This is a genomic window from Sphingobacterium ginsenosidimutans (assembly GCF_039536865.1).
Lineage (GTDB): Bacteria > Bacteroidota > Bacteroidia > Sphingobacteriales > Sphingobacteriaceae > Sphingobacterium > Sphingobacterium detergens.
Genome location: NZ_BAAAZK010000010.1, coordinates 338,429 through 355,041, shown reverse-complemented (window position 1 = coordinate 355,041; position 16,613 = coordinate 338,429). Strand labels below are relative to the sequence as shown.

The 16,613-nt window shown below is 39.0% G+C and carries 15 protein-coding genes; 7 read left to right on the top strand and 8 right to left on the bottom strand.

Features of this window, described 5'->3' with window-relative positions:
- Positions 1 to 320: 320 nt before the first annotated feature.
- From argC to ABFX33_RS26495, 3 genes are all read right to left on the bottom strand, one after another.
- A complete protein-coding gene (gene argC, locus ABFX33_RS26505) occupies positions 321 to 1,334 on the bottom strand; it encodes an N-acetyl-gamma-glutamyl-phosphate reductase (protein WP_346089279.1) in 1,014 nt (337 codons plus the stop codon).
- Positions 1,335 to 1,414: 80 nt separating this feature from the next.
- Positions 1,415 to 2,599, bottom strand: coding sequence for an argininosuccinate synthase (argG, locus tag ABFX33_RS26500; RefSeq protein ID WP_120261690.1), 1,185 nt, complete (start codon positions 2,597 to 2,599; stop codon positions 1,415 to 1,417).
- A gap of 142 nt (positions 2,600 to 2,741) precedes the next feature.
- Positions 2,742 to 3,458, bottom strand: a complete 717-nt coding sequence (locus ABFX33_RS26495) for a GNAT family N-acetyltransferase (protein WP_120261691.1) — start codon at positions 3,456 to 3,458, stop codon at positions 2,742 to 2,744.
- A 576-nt stretch (positions 3,459 to 4,034) separates the two neighbouring features.
- Between ABFX33_RS26495 and ABFX33_RS26490 the strand changes: the two genes are divergently transcribed.
- A complete protein-coding gene (locus ABFX33_RS26490) occupies positions 4,035 to 4,298 on the top strand; it encodes a hypothetical protein (RefSeq protein WP_120261693.1) in 264 nt (87 codons plus the stop codon).
- 46 nt (positions 4,299 to 4,344) lie between these two features.
- On the opposite strand, the gene ABFX33_RS26485 is transcribed toward ABFX33_RS26490, so the two are convergent.
- On the bottom strand, positions 4,345 to 6,435 hold the full coding sequence (locus ABFX33_RS26485; RefSeq protein ID WP_346089276.1) for a S9 family peptidase: 2,091 nt from the start codon (positions 6,433 to 6,435) through the stop codon (positions 4,345 to 4,347).
- A gap of 288 nt (positions 6,436 to 6,723) precedes the next feature.
- Between ABFX33_RS26485 and ABFX33_RS26480 the strand changes: the two genes are divergently transcribed.
- The 6 genes from ABFX33_RS26480 (at position 6,724) to ABFX33_RS26455 (ending at position 12,735) form a co-directional block, all read left to right on the top strand.
- Entirely contained in the window at positions 6,724 to 8,349 is a 1,626-nt protein-coding gene (locus ABFX33_RS26480; RefSeq protein WP_346089275.1) for a S8 family peptidase, read from the top strand.
- Between the two features lie 83 nt (positions 8,350 to 8,432).
- On the top strand, positions 8,433 to 8,624 hold the full coding sequence (locus ABFX33_RS26475) for a hypothetical protein (protein WP_346089274.1): 192 nt from the start codon (positions 8,433 to 8,435) through the stop codon (positions 8,622 to 8,624).
- Positions 8,625 to 8,831: 207 nt separating this feature from the next.
- Positions 8,832 to 9,509: an endonuclease III gene (gene nth, locus ABFX33_RS26470; protein WP_257096991.1), complete on the top strand. Its 678-nt coding sequence runs from the start codon at positions 8,832 to 8,834 to the stop codon at positions 9,507 to 9,509.
- Positions 9,510 to 9,576: 67 nt separating this feature from the next.
- Positions 9,577 to 10,602 (top strand): recombinase RecA, encoded by a 1,026-nt coding sequence (gene recA, locus ABFX33_RS26465; protein ID WP_108636164.1) that lies wholly within the window; start codon positions 9,577 to 9,579, stop codon positions 10,600 to 10,602.
- A gap of 177 nt (positions 10,603 to 10,779) precedes the next feature.
- The gene (locus ABFX33_RS26460) at positions 10,780 to 11,547 is read left to right on the top strand and encodes an endonuclease/exonuclease/phosphatase family protein (RefSeq protein WP_346089273.1); all 768 of its coding nucleotides are present in this window, start codon (positions 10,780 to 10,782) and stop codon (positions 11,545 to 11,547) included.
- A 6-nt stretch (positions 11,548 to 11,553) separates the two neighbouring features.
- Complete coding sequence (locus ABFX33_RS26455) at positions 11,554 to 12,735, top strand: metallophosphoesterase family protein (protein WP_120261699.1); 1,182 nt, start codon at positions 11,554 to 11,556, stop codon at positions 12,733 to 12,735.
- Between the two features lie 115 nt (positions 12,736 to 12,850).
- Here the strand turns inward: ABFX33_RS26455 and pruA are convergent, their stop codons facing one another.
- The 4 genes from pruA to ABFX33_RS26435 form a co-directional block, all read right to left on the bottom strand.
- Positions 12,851 to 14,488, bottom strand: coding sequence for an L-glutamate gamma-semialdehyde dehydrogenase (pruA, locus tag ABFX33_RS26450; protein WP_120261700.1), 1,638 nt, complete (start codon positions 14,486 to 14,488; stop codon positions 12,851 to 12,853).
- Between the two features lie 90 nt (positions 14,489 to 14,578).
- Complete coding sequence (msrA, locus tag ABFX33_RS26445; RefSeq protein WP_346089271.1) at positions 14,579 to 15,232, bottom strand: peptide-methionine (S)-S-oxide reductase MsrA; 654 nt, start codon at positions 15,230 to 15,232, stop codon at positions 14,579 to 14,581.
- A 202-nt stretch (positions 15,233 to 15,434) separates the two neighbouring features.
- Positions 15,435 to 16,043, bottom strand: coding sequence for a superoxide dismutase (locus ABFX33_RS26440; protein WP_257094520.1), 609 nt, complete (start codon positions 16,041 to 16,043; stop codon positions 15,435 to 15,437).
- Positions 16,044 to 16,144: 101 nt separating this feature from the next.
- Positions 16,145 to 16,612 (bottom strand): nucleoside deaminase, encoded by a 468-nt coding sequence (locus tag ABFX33_RS26435; protein WP_108636169.1) that lies wholly within the window; start codon positions 16,610 to 16,612, stop codon positions 16,145 to 16,147.
- Position 16,613 lies beyond the last annotated feature (1 nt).

Below are 16,613 nucleotides of genomic sequence, written 5' to 3'. Positions count from 1 at the left end.
GATTTGGCTAAACAAGATCGAATAAAACTCGATTTTATACTCACTAAGTTAAGAAACATACGGTAACAATACAATGCATAAACCGACGGCTAACTACCTCAATATTCCATTAAAATTGGCCTAATACCTGAACAGTCATTGAGCGTATCCACATTATTCTTTATACAAACCGCAACGGGAATAAAAAAAGTGAAGCGGTTATCCCCTTCACTTTTCCACACAGTGTTAACAACTATGTTGATAACTGTATTTTATAGAGTTTTTACCCATCCCGCTTATTCACATTCTGTTAATACAGCTGTTGAATAAGTCATAAATAACTAAAAACCAACACTCTTTAAATTTAACCCTGTACGCTCATTCAATCCGAACATTAAGTTCATGTTTTGCACAGCTTGTCCAGATGCCCCTTTCAACAAATTATCTGTAGCATTTAAGATTAGCAACTTATTCCCATGTTTCTCCAAATGGATAATACTTTTATTGGTATTTACAACTTGTTTGAGGTCGATATTGCTGCGGCTAACGTGCGTAAATGGATGTGTTGCATAATACGCTTCGTATAACTCGTAAGCTTGTTCCTCCGTTAAATCGGAGTCTACATAAATCGCTGAGAAAATTCCCCTTGCAAAATCACCACGCTGTGGAACGAAATTTATCTTTTCAGCAGCCCGCGCTAACAACGAATCACCAGATGCTGGCAAAAATCCACTTTGTAATTGATCCAAAGACTCCGAAATTTCCTGTAGGTGTTGATGTTCGAAAGACTTGTATGCAGAAAGATTGTTGTTACGCCAAGAGAAGTGCGTGGTCGCACCAGGCTTCTGTCCGGCACCAGTAGATCCGGTCGTTGCATTGACATGAATCTGATTAGGCAATAACCCTTTATTCGCCAATGGCAATAATGCCAATTGAATATTAGTGGCAAAACAACCCGGATTGGCAATATACTGTGCAGATCTGATCGCTTCCTTGTTTAGTTCTGGAAGTCCATATATAAACTGCTGTCCTTGGTATAATGTATTTGCCCGAAGACGATAATCCTGCGAAAGGTCAATAATCTTTACAGCTGATGCTACCGGATTCGCGTCTAAAAACTTACGTGCATCACCATGTCCTACACATAGAAACAAGACGTCAATGTCGCTATGAAAGTCAGAAGAGAAGGTCAGTTCTGTATCACCGAACAGATCATTGTGAACTTCATATAATTTGTTTCCTGCGTTAGATGCACTATTAGCAAACACAATATCTACTTCAGGATGATAAATCAATACCCGCAATAATTCTCCGCCCGTATATCCTGCTGAACCAACGATTCCTACTTTTATCATATTTTCTATTTCGTATTGAGTAGCTAGTATTAAGACTCTACTTCTGTAAGCCTGTGGCTTACAGAAGTATCTTTATTCCTTTATTTTTGATTTACTTTATGCCAGATAATAGTCTGGTTTCCGAAAATTTTCGAGAAACCTTTCACATCATCACCCGTATAGCCTTTATTCATCTCACCGTAGCTACCGAATTTATTGGACATTAAATCGTGCTCCGACTCAATACCAATCACCACAAAACGATAAGGATGTAATTCCACGATCACACGGCCCGTTACAGTGTCTTGTGAAGACTGTAAGAATGCTTCAATATCCCGCATCACAGGATCGTGCATCTGTCCTTCGTGCATATAATTTCCATAGAAAGCAGCGATTTGATCTTTCCAAGATAATTGCCATTTAGTCAGCGTATGTTTTTCCAAGGTGTGGTGTGCCTTAATTAAAATCACTGAAGCTGCAGCTTCAAAACCTACACGACCTTTGATACCAATAATTGTATCACCTACGTGAATATCACGACCGATGCCATAAGGTTGCGCAATTGCTTGCAATTCCTGAATGACTTTCACAGATGCCATTTTCTCTCCGTTTAAGGCAACTGGCTCCCCTTTTTCAAAATCTATCGTGATCTGTTGGGGTTCTGAAGAAGTCACTGGCGTTGGCCATGCTGATTCCGGTAGATATTGATTGGATGTCAATGTTTCTGCTCCACCTACAGAAGTACCCCAAAGACCTTTATTGATCGAATACTTTGCTTTTTCTGCCGAATATTCAACACCATGTTTATTCAAGTATTCTATTTCCGCTTCACGAGATAACTGTAGATCACGGATAGGTGTAATAATTTCAACGCCTGGTATCAAGGTTTGGAAAATCATGTCAAAACGTACCTGGTCATTTCCAGCACCAGTAGAACCATGTGCCACACATTCAGCTCCGATTTTCTTCGCATAGTTTGCAATGGCAGTAGCCTGACATACACGTTCAGCGGATACTGACAATGGGTATGTTGCATTTTTCAACACGTTACCAAAGATCAAGTATTTAATAGTTTCGCGGTAATAGTCTGCTGTTTCGTCAATCGCTGTATGTGATTTCACGCCTAATGCATAAGCACGTGCTTCAATATTCTTCAATTCTTCATCCGAAAAACCACCTGTATTTACGACGACGGAATGAACCTCTAAACCTAAATCTTGCGTCAGATAAATACAACAAAACGAAGTATCTAATCCTCCGCTGAATGCTAAAACTACTTTTTTCATTGAGATAAATTGTTTTTAATGTGGTGAAACGATTATGAACCAATCCGGTTCTATTCAAACCTTAAATTGACCGTTTCATCCCCTGTTCATTATTTATTTTCAATGGCTGCTACGCCAGTTGACATGCTATGTATGATTCTTATTAAAATCCTTTGGCAACTTTATTATGCTTTGGAAAATTGACCGCAATAAACTTATTTGCCGACTTCCAAAACTTTGCCTGTATACGTTTTAATAACGATTGTTTTTGTGTGATTCTTTCCAAACGCTCCTTTGCCTCATGCTTGCGCTGAATCTTTTCTCTCAGTTCACGTTCTTTTTCTTCTGGATCCCAAAGCATAGCGGTACACATGCAGTTCTTACGATCTTTGCTCATTAAAATCTCGTAATTAACACAGCTCTGGCATCCTTTCCAAAATTCGTCATCGGTCGTCAATTCTGAATAAGGTACCGGCTCGTATCCCAGCTCTGAATTAATTTTCATGACAGCAAAACCCGTAGTCAGACCAAATATCTTCGCTTTGGGATATTGCTCACGAGACAAATCAAACACCCTTTTCTTAATGGCCTTTGCCAAACCAACTTTTCGAAATTCGGGATTGACAATAAGTCCTGAATTTGCGACGTAATCACCGTGGCCCCAAGTTTCAATATAGCAAAACCCTGCCCATCGACCGTCTTTATGCAAAGCAATCACTGCTTTACCTTCATTCATTTTCTTGGCAACATACTCTGGTTTACGACGTGCAATACCAGTACCACGAGCCTTTGCAGACTCGAACATTTCGTTGCAAATAACCTCCGCATAGTGCGCATGCTCAGGTTTAGCTGGAATAATTAAAAAATCTGATATAGTCATTGACTTACGACCCTAATAATAAAACAACAACTATTGCTGCGTTTTGTTACTGAATAAATAAAATAATGGATTCAAAAAACCATCGGACAATCATGGTTTTGCTTGGAAAGATTCACTACCTCAAATCAAGCCCGAGGTAGTATGGGTCGTCGGAAGCGTAAAACAGGCATTTCTACGAAAATGAAAGCACAGAAGACCTTTCTCATAAACTTCTCAAAAGTTTGAGTATAAGAATAGTCGTTCTTTTTGCTCTGTTTCATTTTTATTTCTCTGTCAATTGTTTCTGACGATGCAAATGTATAAAAATATTTTTTTCTTTTCCACAATATTATCATGGATTTTTTGCAAAAATTAAAAAATTACAATCAAGCATCAAAACCGCCCTGCAACCTTCATTTTCAAGCAATTAATCAACTATAACTGGGGCATGCCCACACAGTACAACCGATATTAATTTGACAATAAAACTGATAAAGGTTTAAGGCTTTGTCAATTGAAAAGCTGTGTTTTTTCTATGGGTTCGTTATTTTTAGACAAAAACGATACTTTTGTATACATCATTTAGAGGAAAATAGCATGTCACCGAGTTTAATTTTCTATATTATTTTTGCTGTGCCCTATATCATCTTTATGTATTGGCTTGTCAAACAGGACAAACGTAAATATGCTTGGGGGCTTGCAATCATTACCATAGTTGCCATATTGGCGATCTACGTATCGCAGAAAGCAAGCAAAGTTGCGATGGACAACTATCAACAACATCAAATCGATTCTCGAGAAATCGAACGTGAAGAACGTTTACAAAAACAACAGGACAGCATTAATCATGCTCAACAATAAAAAAGCGGCAAAAGCCGCTTTTTTATTGTTGTCATCATATTCTATTTTAGTGGTTGATCCCTTCCAGTTTAAACAGAAAGGCATATTCCATCGCAATTTCTTTCAGATAGTCAAATCTGCCCGAGGCACCTCCATGTCCATAATCCATATCCGTCTTCAAGAGTAAAACGGAATCCCCAGTTTTGACCGTCCGTAATTTCGCAACCCATTTGGCGGGCTCAAAATATTGAACCTGACTATCGTGCAATCCCGTTGTAACCAGTAGATTTGGATATTCTTGCGGTTCGACATTCTCATAAGGTGAATAATTTTTCATATAAAAATAAGCATCGGATTCATTTGGGTTACCCCATTCATCATACTCATTTGTTGTTAATGGTATTGTCTCATCCAACATCGTATTCACAACATCCACAAATGGCACCTGTGCTATAATCCCCTGATATTGCGCCGCTGCAATATTTGCAACTACGCCCATCAGAAGTCCTCCAGCACTGCCTCCTTGCGCATAAAGGTGGTCTGGCGATGTATAACGCTGTTCAATAAGATACTTCCCACAATCCACAAAATCATAAAAAGTATTCATTTTATGCATCATCTTCCCATCCTCATACCACTGACGCCCCATTTCTTCGCCACCACGGATATGTGCCAATGCATATATAAAACCGCGATCCAATAAACTCAAGCGATTGCTGGAAAAACTGGGATCCATAGAGGCTCCATAAGAACCATAGGCATATTGCAATAAAGGAGCCGTGCCATCTAATTGAGTTCCCTCCTTATAAACAAGAGAAATAGGCACCCTTACTCCATCCCTCGCCACGGCGTAGATACGTTCAGTCTTATAGGCATTCTGGTCATAGCCGCCCAAAACTTCCTGTTGTTTCAGCAATGTTTTGCTGCGATCCCCCATATTATACTCATATACGGAACTAGGTGTTACCAATGAAGTATATCCGTAACGCAATTTTTCGGAATTATATTCAACATTTATCCCTGGATATACTGTATAGGCCACCTCTCCAAAATCCAGATAATGCTGCTCTTGGCTGTTCAGGTCATAAATTGCCAACTGTGTCAATCCATCTTTTCGTTCAGCTATTGCCAAAAATGACCTGAATTCCTCAATATCGCTTACGAGGACATCTGGCCGATGGTCTATAAATGTGGTCCAATGTTCCCGATCTGTTTTGTCCAATGGACATTGCATAATTCGGAAATTAATCGCGTCATCATTCGTCAATATTAAAAAACGATCCTGCAAAGGAACTACGGTATAAAGCACATCGTTTCGGCGTGGTTGAAACACCTTAAAATCATTATTGGGAAGATCGGCATCCAACAACCATATTTCGGAGGACAGGGTACCTTCCGAACTGATAATAATGTATTTACCATTTTTTGATTTACCAACTGCGATATAATTTGTGTTATCTTTTTCCTCATACACAGACACATCTGTGGAAACATCGGTTCCCAGTGTATGCCGCATAATTTTTTCACTCAGTAATGTTACTGGGTTCTTGGCTGTATAAAACAGGGTCTGGTTATCATTCCCCCAAATTGCAGCACCTTCGGTATTAACGATCCGATCGGGGTAGATCTCACCTGTCTCTAGATTCTTGATATATACCGTGTATTCCCTTCGGGAAACCGTATCCACACTAAAAGCCAACAAGCGATTGTCAGGACTGATCGAAAAGCCTTTTGCTGCATAATAGGCATAACCTTCTGCGAGATGATCAATATCCAATAATAGCTCTTCGTCAGCATCCAAGGTCCCTTTCTTCCGGCAAAATTTGAAATATTGATTACCTTCCTCTGTTCTACTGTAATAATAGTAACCATTTTTAAAATAGGGTACCGACTCATCTGTTTCCTTGATACGGGATTTCATCTCCCGGAATAAATCTTCCTGAAAAGATTCTGTCTCCTTTAACATCGCGGCAGTATAGGTATTCTCCGCAGTCAGATAGTCGATAACTTCTGCTGATCGTTGTCCTTTTTTGAAATAGTCAATCATCCAGTAATAATCGTCAATGACAGTATCTCCATGAATTTGTCTTTTGCGTGGATGTGCTGCTGCTATCGGGGCCGAAACTTCGGGCCACTGTATATTTTTGTTATGTTGCATATATTAATATGAATGCGCTAAATCTCTTTTTTTGAATAAAAACAAATACGACCTGTACTTTGCTATTCCATCCCCCCAGAACATTGAATTTAATGCATTTCTAGAGAAATAGCAAAAATATATAAACAGGAATAGATTGACTGTAATATCCCCTTCATTTTGAAATATATTATAAGCCGATCTATTCTGTCTCCTTCATTATCTACATAAAAAGTCACTTTTAATAAAAATTAACAATTCAACAGGGCCAATAATACTATATTTGCTACTGTGCTAGGAGAAAATTTTATGAATTTAAAGAAATCACTATATCTGATTGCCTTGGGTGCTTTGCCGATGACCTCGTTTGCTCAGGCTGAGGCTGTTCCTCTGAATTGGTATAACTTAGATTACAACACGGATGGTGTAATGGGTATCAGTACGGAGAAAGCGTATAAAACTTTATTAAAGGGGAAAAAATCAACACCCGTTATTGTCGGTGTATTAGACGGTGGTGTGGATGTTTTCCACGAAGATCTGAAGGATGTCGTTTGGATCAATACAAAAGACAGTGTTTCCAATGGGAAAGATGCTGATGGTAATGGCTATATCAATGACAAATATGGCTGGAACTTTATTGGAAACGCCGATGGAAAAGATGTTCAATTTGACAATCTGGAATTAACAAGGCAATTGCGGATTTTAGATAAAAAATTCGCCCATGTCACCCCAACCACTGAGTTGAATGAAGCAGACAGAAAGGCTTTTTTGGTGTATCAAGAAATGGTGGCAAAATACAAGAATAAGCTCGAAGAAGCCAAAATGGGCCAATTTTCCTATGATGCCCTTAAACGCAACTTGGACGCCGTCGTTCGTGAAATAGGTAAAAAACCAGAGGAAATCACATTGGCCGATCTAGAGAATTTCAACCCAAAATCGAACAATCAACGTATTGCTCTTGGTTATGCAAAAGACGAAATTCAAACGAATGGCTTTGTCAAATTTTTTGATGATATCACCGAGGGGGCGAAGTATTTCAACAATCAAGTTGACTACCATTTAAATAAAGAGTATGACTCCCGTCCCATTATTGGCGACAATTACGAGGATGCTTCTGAACGTCATTACGGAAATGCGGATGTAAAGGGACCTGACGCGCTCCATGGAAGCCATGTTGCGGGTATCATCGCTGCTAAACGCAACAATAATATTGGTATAAACGGTGTTGCAGACAATGTCAAGATACTGACAGTACGCTTAGTACCGGATGGCGATGAACGGGACAAAGATGTCGCAAATGCGATCCGTTATGCAGTAGATAATGGAGCGAAAGTGCTCAACATGAGCTTCGGAAAAAGCTATTCACACAACAAGCAGACCGTGGATGATGCTGTTAAGTACGCTGAATCCAAAGATGTCTTACTGGTACATGCTGCTGGAAATGATAGTGAGGATAATGATGTGGAACCCAATTTTCCAATGAAATACTATACGAATGCGAAGGGGGACACCACAGGAATAGCAAATAACTGGATCACTGTTGGCGCAAGTGGTTTACACCCGGACAACGAACTTCTGGCAGATTTTTCCAATTATGGCAAAAAAACAGTTGATGTTTTTGCTCCCGGGGTTCGGATTAATTCCACTATTCCAGATTCAAAATATAAAGAAGAACAAGGTACGAGTATGGCTGCCCCTGTCGTTGCGGGACTAGCAGCTATGATACGATCATATTACCCCAACCTTTCTGCAGCAGAAACCAAGCAGATCATTCTAGAATCTGTTGTAAAACCGGAACAAACGGTCCAGGTAAAAATTAGTGAAGAGGCTACAAAAACAGTCAGATTTGCGGATATTTCTGTAACTGGAGGGATTGTCAATGCATATAACGCCATCATAAAGGCCGAAGAATTTAGTAGTAAAAAGAAAAAATAAATAATATTCTCATTTTTTGTATACCAAAATCATCTTTTGTCCGTTTAATTAATTAACTTACAGGGACAAAACTTAAGATGCTTATGGTAGAAAACTTTACCCAATCAGAAAACGAAGTTCAAAATTTACTAACCCAAAACGAAAAGGTAATGACTGATGAGGATATAGAAAATGAATTGAAGCTTCAATTACCCAAAATGTTGCTTAATCCAAGCAAGAAATGTATTGCGAATATCATGACATATTCCAAACAAATGGAAAAAAGAAAGGCCTAATCTTGAGATTAGGCCTTATTTATTGGAATACAAACGCCCTGCGCCAAGTCGACAAATAATGTCTCAGCACTCCTAAAACAAGCGATGGGCCTCTCGTTATGCAAACGACTATCACAATCTATTTATACTGTAAAAAATAAATTTGATAAGCACTGAGTAAGCTGCAAGTTTTCTTTTTTAATGGAAATTTTGGCTAGTTTTGGAATGATGTTAAAACAAGAACGATACAAGGCTTTTGTGGAATATTTCTCCAAAAATAATCCCGATGCGCAGACAGAGCTCGACTATAGTAATCCTTATGAATTACTTGTGGCTGTTATCCTATCTGCCCAATGCACAGACAAGAGAATTAATCAGGTTACGCCAAAGCTATTTGAACGTTACCCGGATGCACATACTTTAGCAGCTTCTAGCGTCGATGAAGTATTTAGTTATATCCGCTCGGTAAGCTATCCCAATAACAAAGCCAAGCATCTGGTAGGAATGGCACGAATGCTTATTGAAAAATTTAACAATATCGTGCCTGAGCAGATTGAAGATTTGGTCAAGCTCCCTGGCGTAGGTAGAAAAACGGCCAATGTCATTTCGTCTGTGGTATATCATAACCCTGCGATGGCCGTCGATACCCATGTATTCCGTGTGGCTAACCGACTTGGCTTAACCTACCGTGCAACAACGCCATTGGCTGTAGAGAAACAATTAGTCAAAAATCTCCCGAAAGAAACCATTGCTGTTGCGCACCATTGGTTGATCTTACATGGACGATATATTTGTCTAGCCCGAAAACCACTCTGCGAAAAATGCCCGATTACCTACATGTGTAAATACTTTGAGAAAACCCATCACATAAAGAGTGCTCCAAGCGCGACAGAAATAAAAAACTAATTTTTTTAGTGAAAATATTTGGTTTATTATTTTTTATTTTTAATTTTGATAAATATATACTAAAAATATGAGCAACACAGATAAGTTAAAAGCGTTACAGCTGACGTTAGATAAATTGGAAAAGAGCTTTGGAAAAGGTTCGATTATGAAATTAGGAGATACAGCTGTTGAGCCTATCGAGGCGATTTCTACAGGATCCTTAGGATTGGATATTGCTTTGGGAATTGGCGGTGTTCCAAAAGGACGTATCATTGAAATATATGGACCTGAATCTTCGGGTAAAACGACATTAGCAACACACATTGTCGCTGAAGCACAGAAAAAAGGTGGTATTGCAGCAATTATTGATGCGGAACACGCTTTTGACAAATATTATGCACAAAAGCTTGGTGTTGATGTTGAGAACCTATTAATTTCTCAGCCAGATAATGGTGAACAAGGTTTAGAAATTGCAGACAATTTAATTCGCTCAGGTGCCATTGATGTTATCGTCATTGACTCTGTAGCTGCATTAGTACCTAAAGGTGAGATTGAAGGTGAAATGGGTGATTCAAAAATGGGTCTTCAAGCCCGTTTAATGTCTCAAGCATTACGTAAATTGACCGGAACAATTTCCAAAACAAACTGTTGTTGTATTTTCATCAACCAATTACGTGAAAAAATTGGTGTGATGTTCGGTAACCCAGAAACAACAACTGGTGGTAACGCATTGAAGTTCTATGCTTCTGTACGTTTGGATATCCGTCGTACATCACAGATTAAAGATTCTGACGAGGTATCTGGTAACCGTGTAAAAGTGAAAATTGTAAAAAATAAAGTAGCACCTCCATTCCGTATCGCGGAGTTTGATATCATCTTTGGTGAAGGTATCTCAAAAGTCGGTGAAATCATTGACTTAGGTGTTGAATATGGCATCATCAAAAAAGCGGGTTCTTGGTTTAGCTATGGTGAAACCAAATTAGGACAAGGTAGAGATGCTGTAAAAGCCCTATTGTTTGACAATCCAGATCTAATGGATGAACTTGAGGCAAAAATCCGTACTGAAGTAACAGGAGAAGATCCGATGCTTCATGTAGAGGAAAATGAAGACTAGTTGCTGTAAAAATTAGTATAATGTAGGTAGCCATCCTTTTTGGGATGGCTATTTTTATTTTGTTTAAATGATTATTTTGTTACATGTCCAAAGTTTTGAGTTTGTACCCTAAGATTTTAGTATTTTTAGCGGAGCGAACATAAATCGCTGACTTCATTCTAAACTTAACTTTGAAAAATGAACCGTAAGCTAATTGCATTTCTTTTGATCCTTTTTGGATCAGTATTCCATCTCAGTGCACAAAAAATCCGCGTACTTTCCTTCAATATTCATCATGGGAATCCACCCTCAGAAAAGGAATCTGTTGTCAATCTCGATACCATCGCCCAAATTATTAAAAACAGTAATGCAGACCTAGTCGGATTGCAAGAAATTGATGTCAACCTAGGGCGCTCCTACAACGAGGATCAAGCCAAAAGATTAGCTGAGCTAACAGGAATGCACTACATTTTTTCAAAAGGAATAGACCTTGAAAAAGGTGAATATGGCACAGCAATATTATCGAAACATCCGATAGAACGTGTAGAAAAACATTTTCTACCTTCTCCCGTCGAAAGTGAACGTCGAAGCTTATCCATTGTTGAAGTGCGGGTCAACAATAAGAAGATCTTATTTGCGAACACCCACCTGGACCTAAAAGACAAAAACAAAATCGCACAGGCAAAGTTCATTACATCCCGTTTCAAAAATGAAAAGCTACCAACGATTCTCGTCGGCGATTTAAACTCCGAACCCACTGATCCTGCAATCAAAGAGCTTGGTATGTTATTTACAAAAACGACTAGCCAAAATGGCCTAACCTTTCCACAAGATAAGCCTAATACCGAAATAGACTATATTATGGTCAATACGTCATCACATCCAAAATTCTTCAACCATCATGTCCTTGAAGAAAAGTATGCGAGCGACCATCGACCATTATATGTTGAAATCGAAATTAAATAACCCATTATGAATTTTAATAGAAGAAGATTTTTAGAAGCGCTAGCACTGGCCGGAATTACATTACCCAATATCAGCGTCGCTAAAGAAAAAGAGACAGAAAATCTAGAAGGAGATTTTAGTTTTATAGTACCTGCATATTTACAGAATCAGACAGAGAAAGGCATCAGCATCTTTACGATCTTGAGCAAACCTGCTCTAGCTTGGTTGGAAATCCTTGACAATGCAGGTAATGTACAGCAAACCATCCATCAATCCGAAGATGGTATGATTAATGCAAATACAGATTTCTTTCATTTTACTGTCGAAGAGGCTCCCCGATCATTCCGCTATCGCATCAAAGCAAAAGAAATTCAAAAATTCGATCCTTATAAGATTGTCTATGCGCAAGAAATCGAAACCCCAATCTTTGAGGCCAAGCTGGCAAAAAATAATCAAGAACAAATTCGTTGCCTGGTCTATAATGATGTCCATGAAGAAAAAAGTAGTTATCGTGATCTTGTACCCAATCAAGACACCTCAATCTATGATTTCTTTGTCTTGAATGGAGACTCTTTTCATTATGTGAGCAATCAGGAGGACATTACAGAAAAACTACTGAAGCCTATCGAATTCATTGCGACAAGCAAACCTTTCATTATGAACCGTGGGAACCATGAAACGAGAGGTTCCTTTGCCCGCAATTTCAAACGGTATTTCGGTTATCCCAACAATAAATACTATCAAGCTTTCAAAAGGGGACCTATTTTTTGGATTATGCTGGACAGTGGTGAGGATAAACCAGACAGCCATGAAGTGTATGCTGGCACCGTAGATTACGACAATTACAGAAAAGAACAGGCGAAGTGGCTGGAAACGGTATTACAATCTAAAGAAAGAAAGTCTGCCCAACATACGGTGGTTATCAGCCATATCCCAATATTCCATTCAGATGAATGGCATGGCACATTGCATAACCGGGAATGCTTCCACCCTTTGTTTCAGAAATATAAAATAGATGCAATGGTCTCGGGCCATACACATCAATATGGATACTATCCGGCAGATAAAGACCACAATTATCCTGTATTTATAGGCGGTGGTCCAAAAGCTGGAAAAAGGACCATTATCGATATTTCGGGATCTGCCAAATCACTGGCTATTCGAATGACCCGAGACGATGGAACCGAACTCGGACAATTTAAAAAATAATAAAGGCACTCCACATAGCGGAGTGCCTTTATTATGTTGAATGTATCCGTTATCGTCGATAGCGCTTGCAACCAAGCTATGGCTACCGTCCGTGCAGGAGATAATTCGATTTATTTTATTCGCCTTTTTCTAAGAAAGGGTATCTGTAATCCGTATCCGGATTGAACGTTTCTTTGATTGTACGTGGAGATACCCAACGCAACAAGTTGATCATAGATCCAGCTTTGTCGTTTGTACCTGAGCCTCTCGCACCACCAAATGGTTGTTGACCTACCACAGCACCAGTACATTTATCATTCACATAGAAGTTACCCGCAGCATGTCTTAATTTATCTGTAGCTAAATTAATGGCATAGCGGTCTTGTGCGATAATTGAACCAGTCAATGCATAGATCGAAGTTGTATCAACGATATCTAATGTTTCTTCGAACTTAGCGTCTTCATAAACGTATACGGTCAATACTGGACCAAACAATTCTTCAACCATTGTTTCGTAATCCGGTTTTGAAGCTTCAATGATCGTTGGGTGAATGAAATAGCCTTTAGACTTATCATAAGTACCACCAACTACGATGTCAGCCTCGTTGGATTCTTTCGCACGGTCGATGTATTTCGCTAATTTATCAAATGATTTCTCGTCGATAACTGCATTGAAAAAATTTGTAAAATCTTCAGTTCCACCAATTGTAAATGACTTCACATCTGTTGTCATAGACTCCTTCAATGCTGGCCACAATGATTTAGGAATATATGCACGTGAGGCTGCTGAACATTTTTGACCTTGGTATTCAAATGCTCCACGAACCAAAGCTGTATTTGCCGCTTTTAGATCAGCTGAAGGGTGTACAACAATAAAATCTTTACCGCCTGTCTCACCGACGATACGTGGATAAGTTTTATAACGATGAATATTGTCACCGATAGTTTTCCAGATATCTTGGAATACACCTGTTGAACCAGTAAAGTGGATACCAGCGAAATCAGGGTGTTGGAAAATCACATCACCAGCATCTGGTCCCGAAACATACACTAAATTGATAACACCATCCGGAAGTCCAGCTTCACGGAAGATTTTCATCAGTACGTTTGCTGAGTAGATCTGCGTATTAGATGGTTTCCATACAACGACATTTCCCATCATAGCAACACATGAAGGTAAGTTACCTGCAATAGCTGTAAAATTGAATGGCGTCAATGCAAACACAAAGCCTTCTAGAGGACGTTGTTCTACACGGTTCCATACACCTTTTCCAGATACAGGAGGTTGTTGCTTATAGATTTCGCTCATGTATTGCACGTTGAAACGCAAGAAATCTATAATCTCACAAGCTGAGTCAATTTCCGCTTGATACGGGTTCTTCGATTGACCCAACATTGTCGCAGCATTTAACTCATAACGGTATTTTCCTGAAATCAATTCAGCTGCTTTCAAGAATATCGCCGCACGATCTTCCCATGCTAGATTTTCCCAATCCTTTTTAGCTGCCAAAGCAGCATTGATTGCATCTGTTACATGAGATTTCTCACCTTGATTGTATTGACCTAAAATATGTTGGTGGTCATGTGGAGGAGCTAGGTTTACTTTTTTAGAAGTAGTTATTTCTTTACCACCAATATACATTGGGATATCGATTTGTTTCGAACGTGCTTCATCAATTGCTGCTTTCAACAACTTACGTTCTTTCGTTCCGACAGCGTAAGTATACACCGGTTCATTTGCAGGAACAGGAACTGTAAAAAATCCTTTAGACATATTACAATTATTTATTTTTCAACTTATTAGCACCACACTAAATGGTGCCAACATGAGTAAAATTACCTTAAATTTTATGAATACCCAAAGTTACTCTCCCTCTTTGAGCACCTTGGAAAAGATACGTTTAAATTTTTCCAATTTCGGTTTAATAACCAATTGACAATATGGTTCCTTCCCATTTAACCTATAATAGTCTTGATGATAGTCCTCTGCGGGATAAAAGACAGCTGCTGGTACCACCTCTGTTACGATCGGTTCGTTGTATACTTTCTCCTTATTTAGAGCCGCGATATAAAACTGTACTTTATCCAACTGCTCCTTGCTATGGACAAATATGGCTGAGCGGTATTGTGTCCCTACATCATCCCCCTGACGGTTGAGTTGTGTAGGGTCATGCGCGACAAAAAAGGCTTCCAATAATTTATCGTAACTGATCACTTTCGGATCATAAATAATATTGGTTGCCTCAGCATGCCCCGTATTACCTGTACAGACCTGAGCATAGCTGGGATTGGCTACCCATCCACCTGTATAGCCAGAAACAACTTTCTGTACCCCTTTCAACTCCTTAAACTGTGCTTCAGTACACCAAAAACAACCTGCAGCAAATGTGGCCGTATCCAAGCTCCCTACACTTTTTGCTGGTAGTTTAGAAAAGTCCGATTTCGCGGCCTTCGGCTCTTGAGCTCGACAAGAACTCAACAAAAAAATAACTGCAAAAATTATAATAATATCTTTCATGGACATATCATTACTTTGTGGATTGATAGGGGATCCTGATCGTCAGTGATTCGTCTAAGAGTCTATACTTCATATATCCGGATTAATATATTCGGCAACAAATTGCAAAAACACCTACTGTTTTGACCCTGTATCCCATAAAACAAAGAAGCGACAATAAATTCATATTGTCGCTTCCATTTGTACCTATCAAAATGGTCAATTATTTTGCGGCAGCGTAATTTTGTGCTACTGCATCCCAATTGATAACATTAAAGATTTCCTCCAAATAAGCTGGACGTTTATTTTGGAATTTCAAGTAGTACGCATGTTCCCAAACGTCAATACCCAAAACTGGTGTTCCTTTTACTTCCGCAACATCCATCAATGGATTGTCTTGATTAGGCGTAGAAGTTACCGCTAATTTACCATCAGCTCCTACGATCAACCATGCCCAGCCTGATCCAAAACGCGTAGCACCAGCAGCTTGAAGTTGTTTTTTTAACTCATCAAAAGAACCGAAAGTTGCATTGATTGCATCTGCCAATTCACCTGTTGGAGCTCCACCAGCATTTGGACCTAAAACTTTCCAAAACAAAGAGTGGTTGAAATGACCACCACCATTGTTGCGAACAGCTGCTGAATATTTGCTCACATTCTTGATGATATCTAATAAAGATAAGTTCTCTGCATCTGTTCCTGCGATTGCTTTATTTAAGTTGTCCACGTATGCCTGATGGTGTCTGTCATGGTGGATTTCCATTGTAGTCTTGTCAATATGTGGTTCTAATGCGTCGGCTGCGTATGGTAACGCTTCTAATTCAAATGCCATATCTATTTTAATTTAAATGTTTATTACTTCGTTTTTATATACAAATATAACACAATATAGCCTGTTATGTTTTTATGTGTTACAATAAATTCAATATTTCGTTAGCGTTTTTGACGAAAAAATGATTTTACCAAATCGGCACATTCTTCTTGCAAAACACCTTGCGTAACGACGGTCTTCGGATGTAAAATCTTATCATGAAAATGGGAATAACCGCGCTTTTCATCCTTCGCACCGTAGACAATTTTACTGATATGTGTCCAATATGCTGCCCCAGCACACATGATGCAAGGTTCAATAGTCACATATAATGTGCAATCGTCCAGATATTTCCCGCCAAGATAATTTGCTGCTGCTGTAAAGGCCTGCATTTCGGCATGAGCTGTTACATCATTCAAGCGTTGTGTGAGATTATGCCCTTTACCGATAATACGTCCTTTATGCACGATAACAGCACCAATTGGAACCTCTCCTTCTTCGAAAGCTTTCTTTGCTTCATTTAATGCCATGCGCATAAATGATTCATCGCTATCGATTAATTGTGTTCCTTCAAAATCTATAAATGTCATG

What these genes read in the sequence shown, in the direction of transcription:
- argC (WP_346089279.1), bottom strand. Translation starts at nt 1,334, where the DNA reads ATGATAAAAGTAGGAATCGTTGGTTCAGCAGGATATACGGGCGGAGAA.
- argG (WP_120261690.1), bottom strand. Translation starts at nt 2,599, where the DNA reads ATGAAAAAAGTAGTTTTAGCATTCAGCGGAGGATTAGATACTTCGTTT.
- ABFX33_RS26495 (WP_120261691.1), bottom strand. Translation starts at nt 3,458, where the DNA reads ATGACTATATCAGATTTTTTAATTATTCCAGCTAAACCTGAGCATGCG.
- ABFX33_RS26490 (WP_120261693.1), top strand. Translation starts at nt 4,035, where the DNA reads ATGTCACCGAGTTTAATTTTCTATATTATTTTTGCTGTGCCCTATATC.
- ABFX33_RS26485 (WP_346089276.1), bottom strand. Translation starts at nt 6,435, where the DNA reads ATGCAACATAACAAAAATATACAGTGGCCCGAAGTTTCGGCCCCGATA.
- ABFX33_RS26480 (WP_346089275.1), top strand. Translation starts at nt 6,724, where the DNA reads ATGAATTTAAAGAAATCACTATATCTGATTGCCTTGGGTGCTTTGCCG.
- ABFX33_RS26475 (WP_346089274.1), top strand. Translation starts at nt 8,433, where the DNA reads ATGGTAGAAAACTTTACCCAATCAGAAAACGAAGTTCAAAATTTACTA.
- nth (WP_257096991.1), top strand. Translation starts at nt 8,832, where the DNA reads ATGTTAAAACAAGAACGATACAAGGCTTTTGTGGAATATTTCTCCAAA.
- recA (WP_108636164.1), top strand. Translation starts at nt 9,577, where the DNA reads ATGAGCAACACAGATAAGTTAAAAGCGTTACAGCTGACGTTAGATAAA.
- ABFX33_RS26460 (WP_346089273.1), top strand. Translation starts at nt 10,780, where the DNA reads ATGAACCGTAAGCTAATTGCATTTCTTTTGATCCTTTTTGGATCAGTA.
- ABFX33_RS26455 (WP_120261699.1), top strand. Translation starts at nt 11,554, where the DNA reads ATGAATTTTAATAGAAGAAGATTTTTAGAAGCGCTAGCACTGGCCGGA.
- pruA (WP_120261700.1), bottom strand. Translation starts at nt 14,488, where the DNA reads ATGTCTAAAGGATTTTTTACAGTTCCTGTTCCTGCAAATGAACCGGTG.
- msrA (WP_346089271.1), bottom strand. Translation starts at nt 15,232, where the DNA reads ATGAAAGATATTATTATAATTTTTGCAGTTATTTTTTTGTTGAGTTCT.
- ABFX33_RS26440 (WP_257094520.1), bottom strand. Translation starts at nt 16,043, where the DNA reads ATGGCATTTGAATTAGAAGCGTTACCATACGCAGCCGACGCATTAGAA.
- ABFX33_RS26435 (WP_108636169.1), bottom strand. Translation starts at nt 16,612, where the DNA reads ATGACATTTATAGATTTTGAAGGAACACAATTAATCGATAGCGATGAA.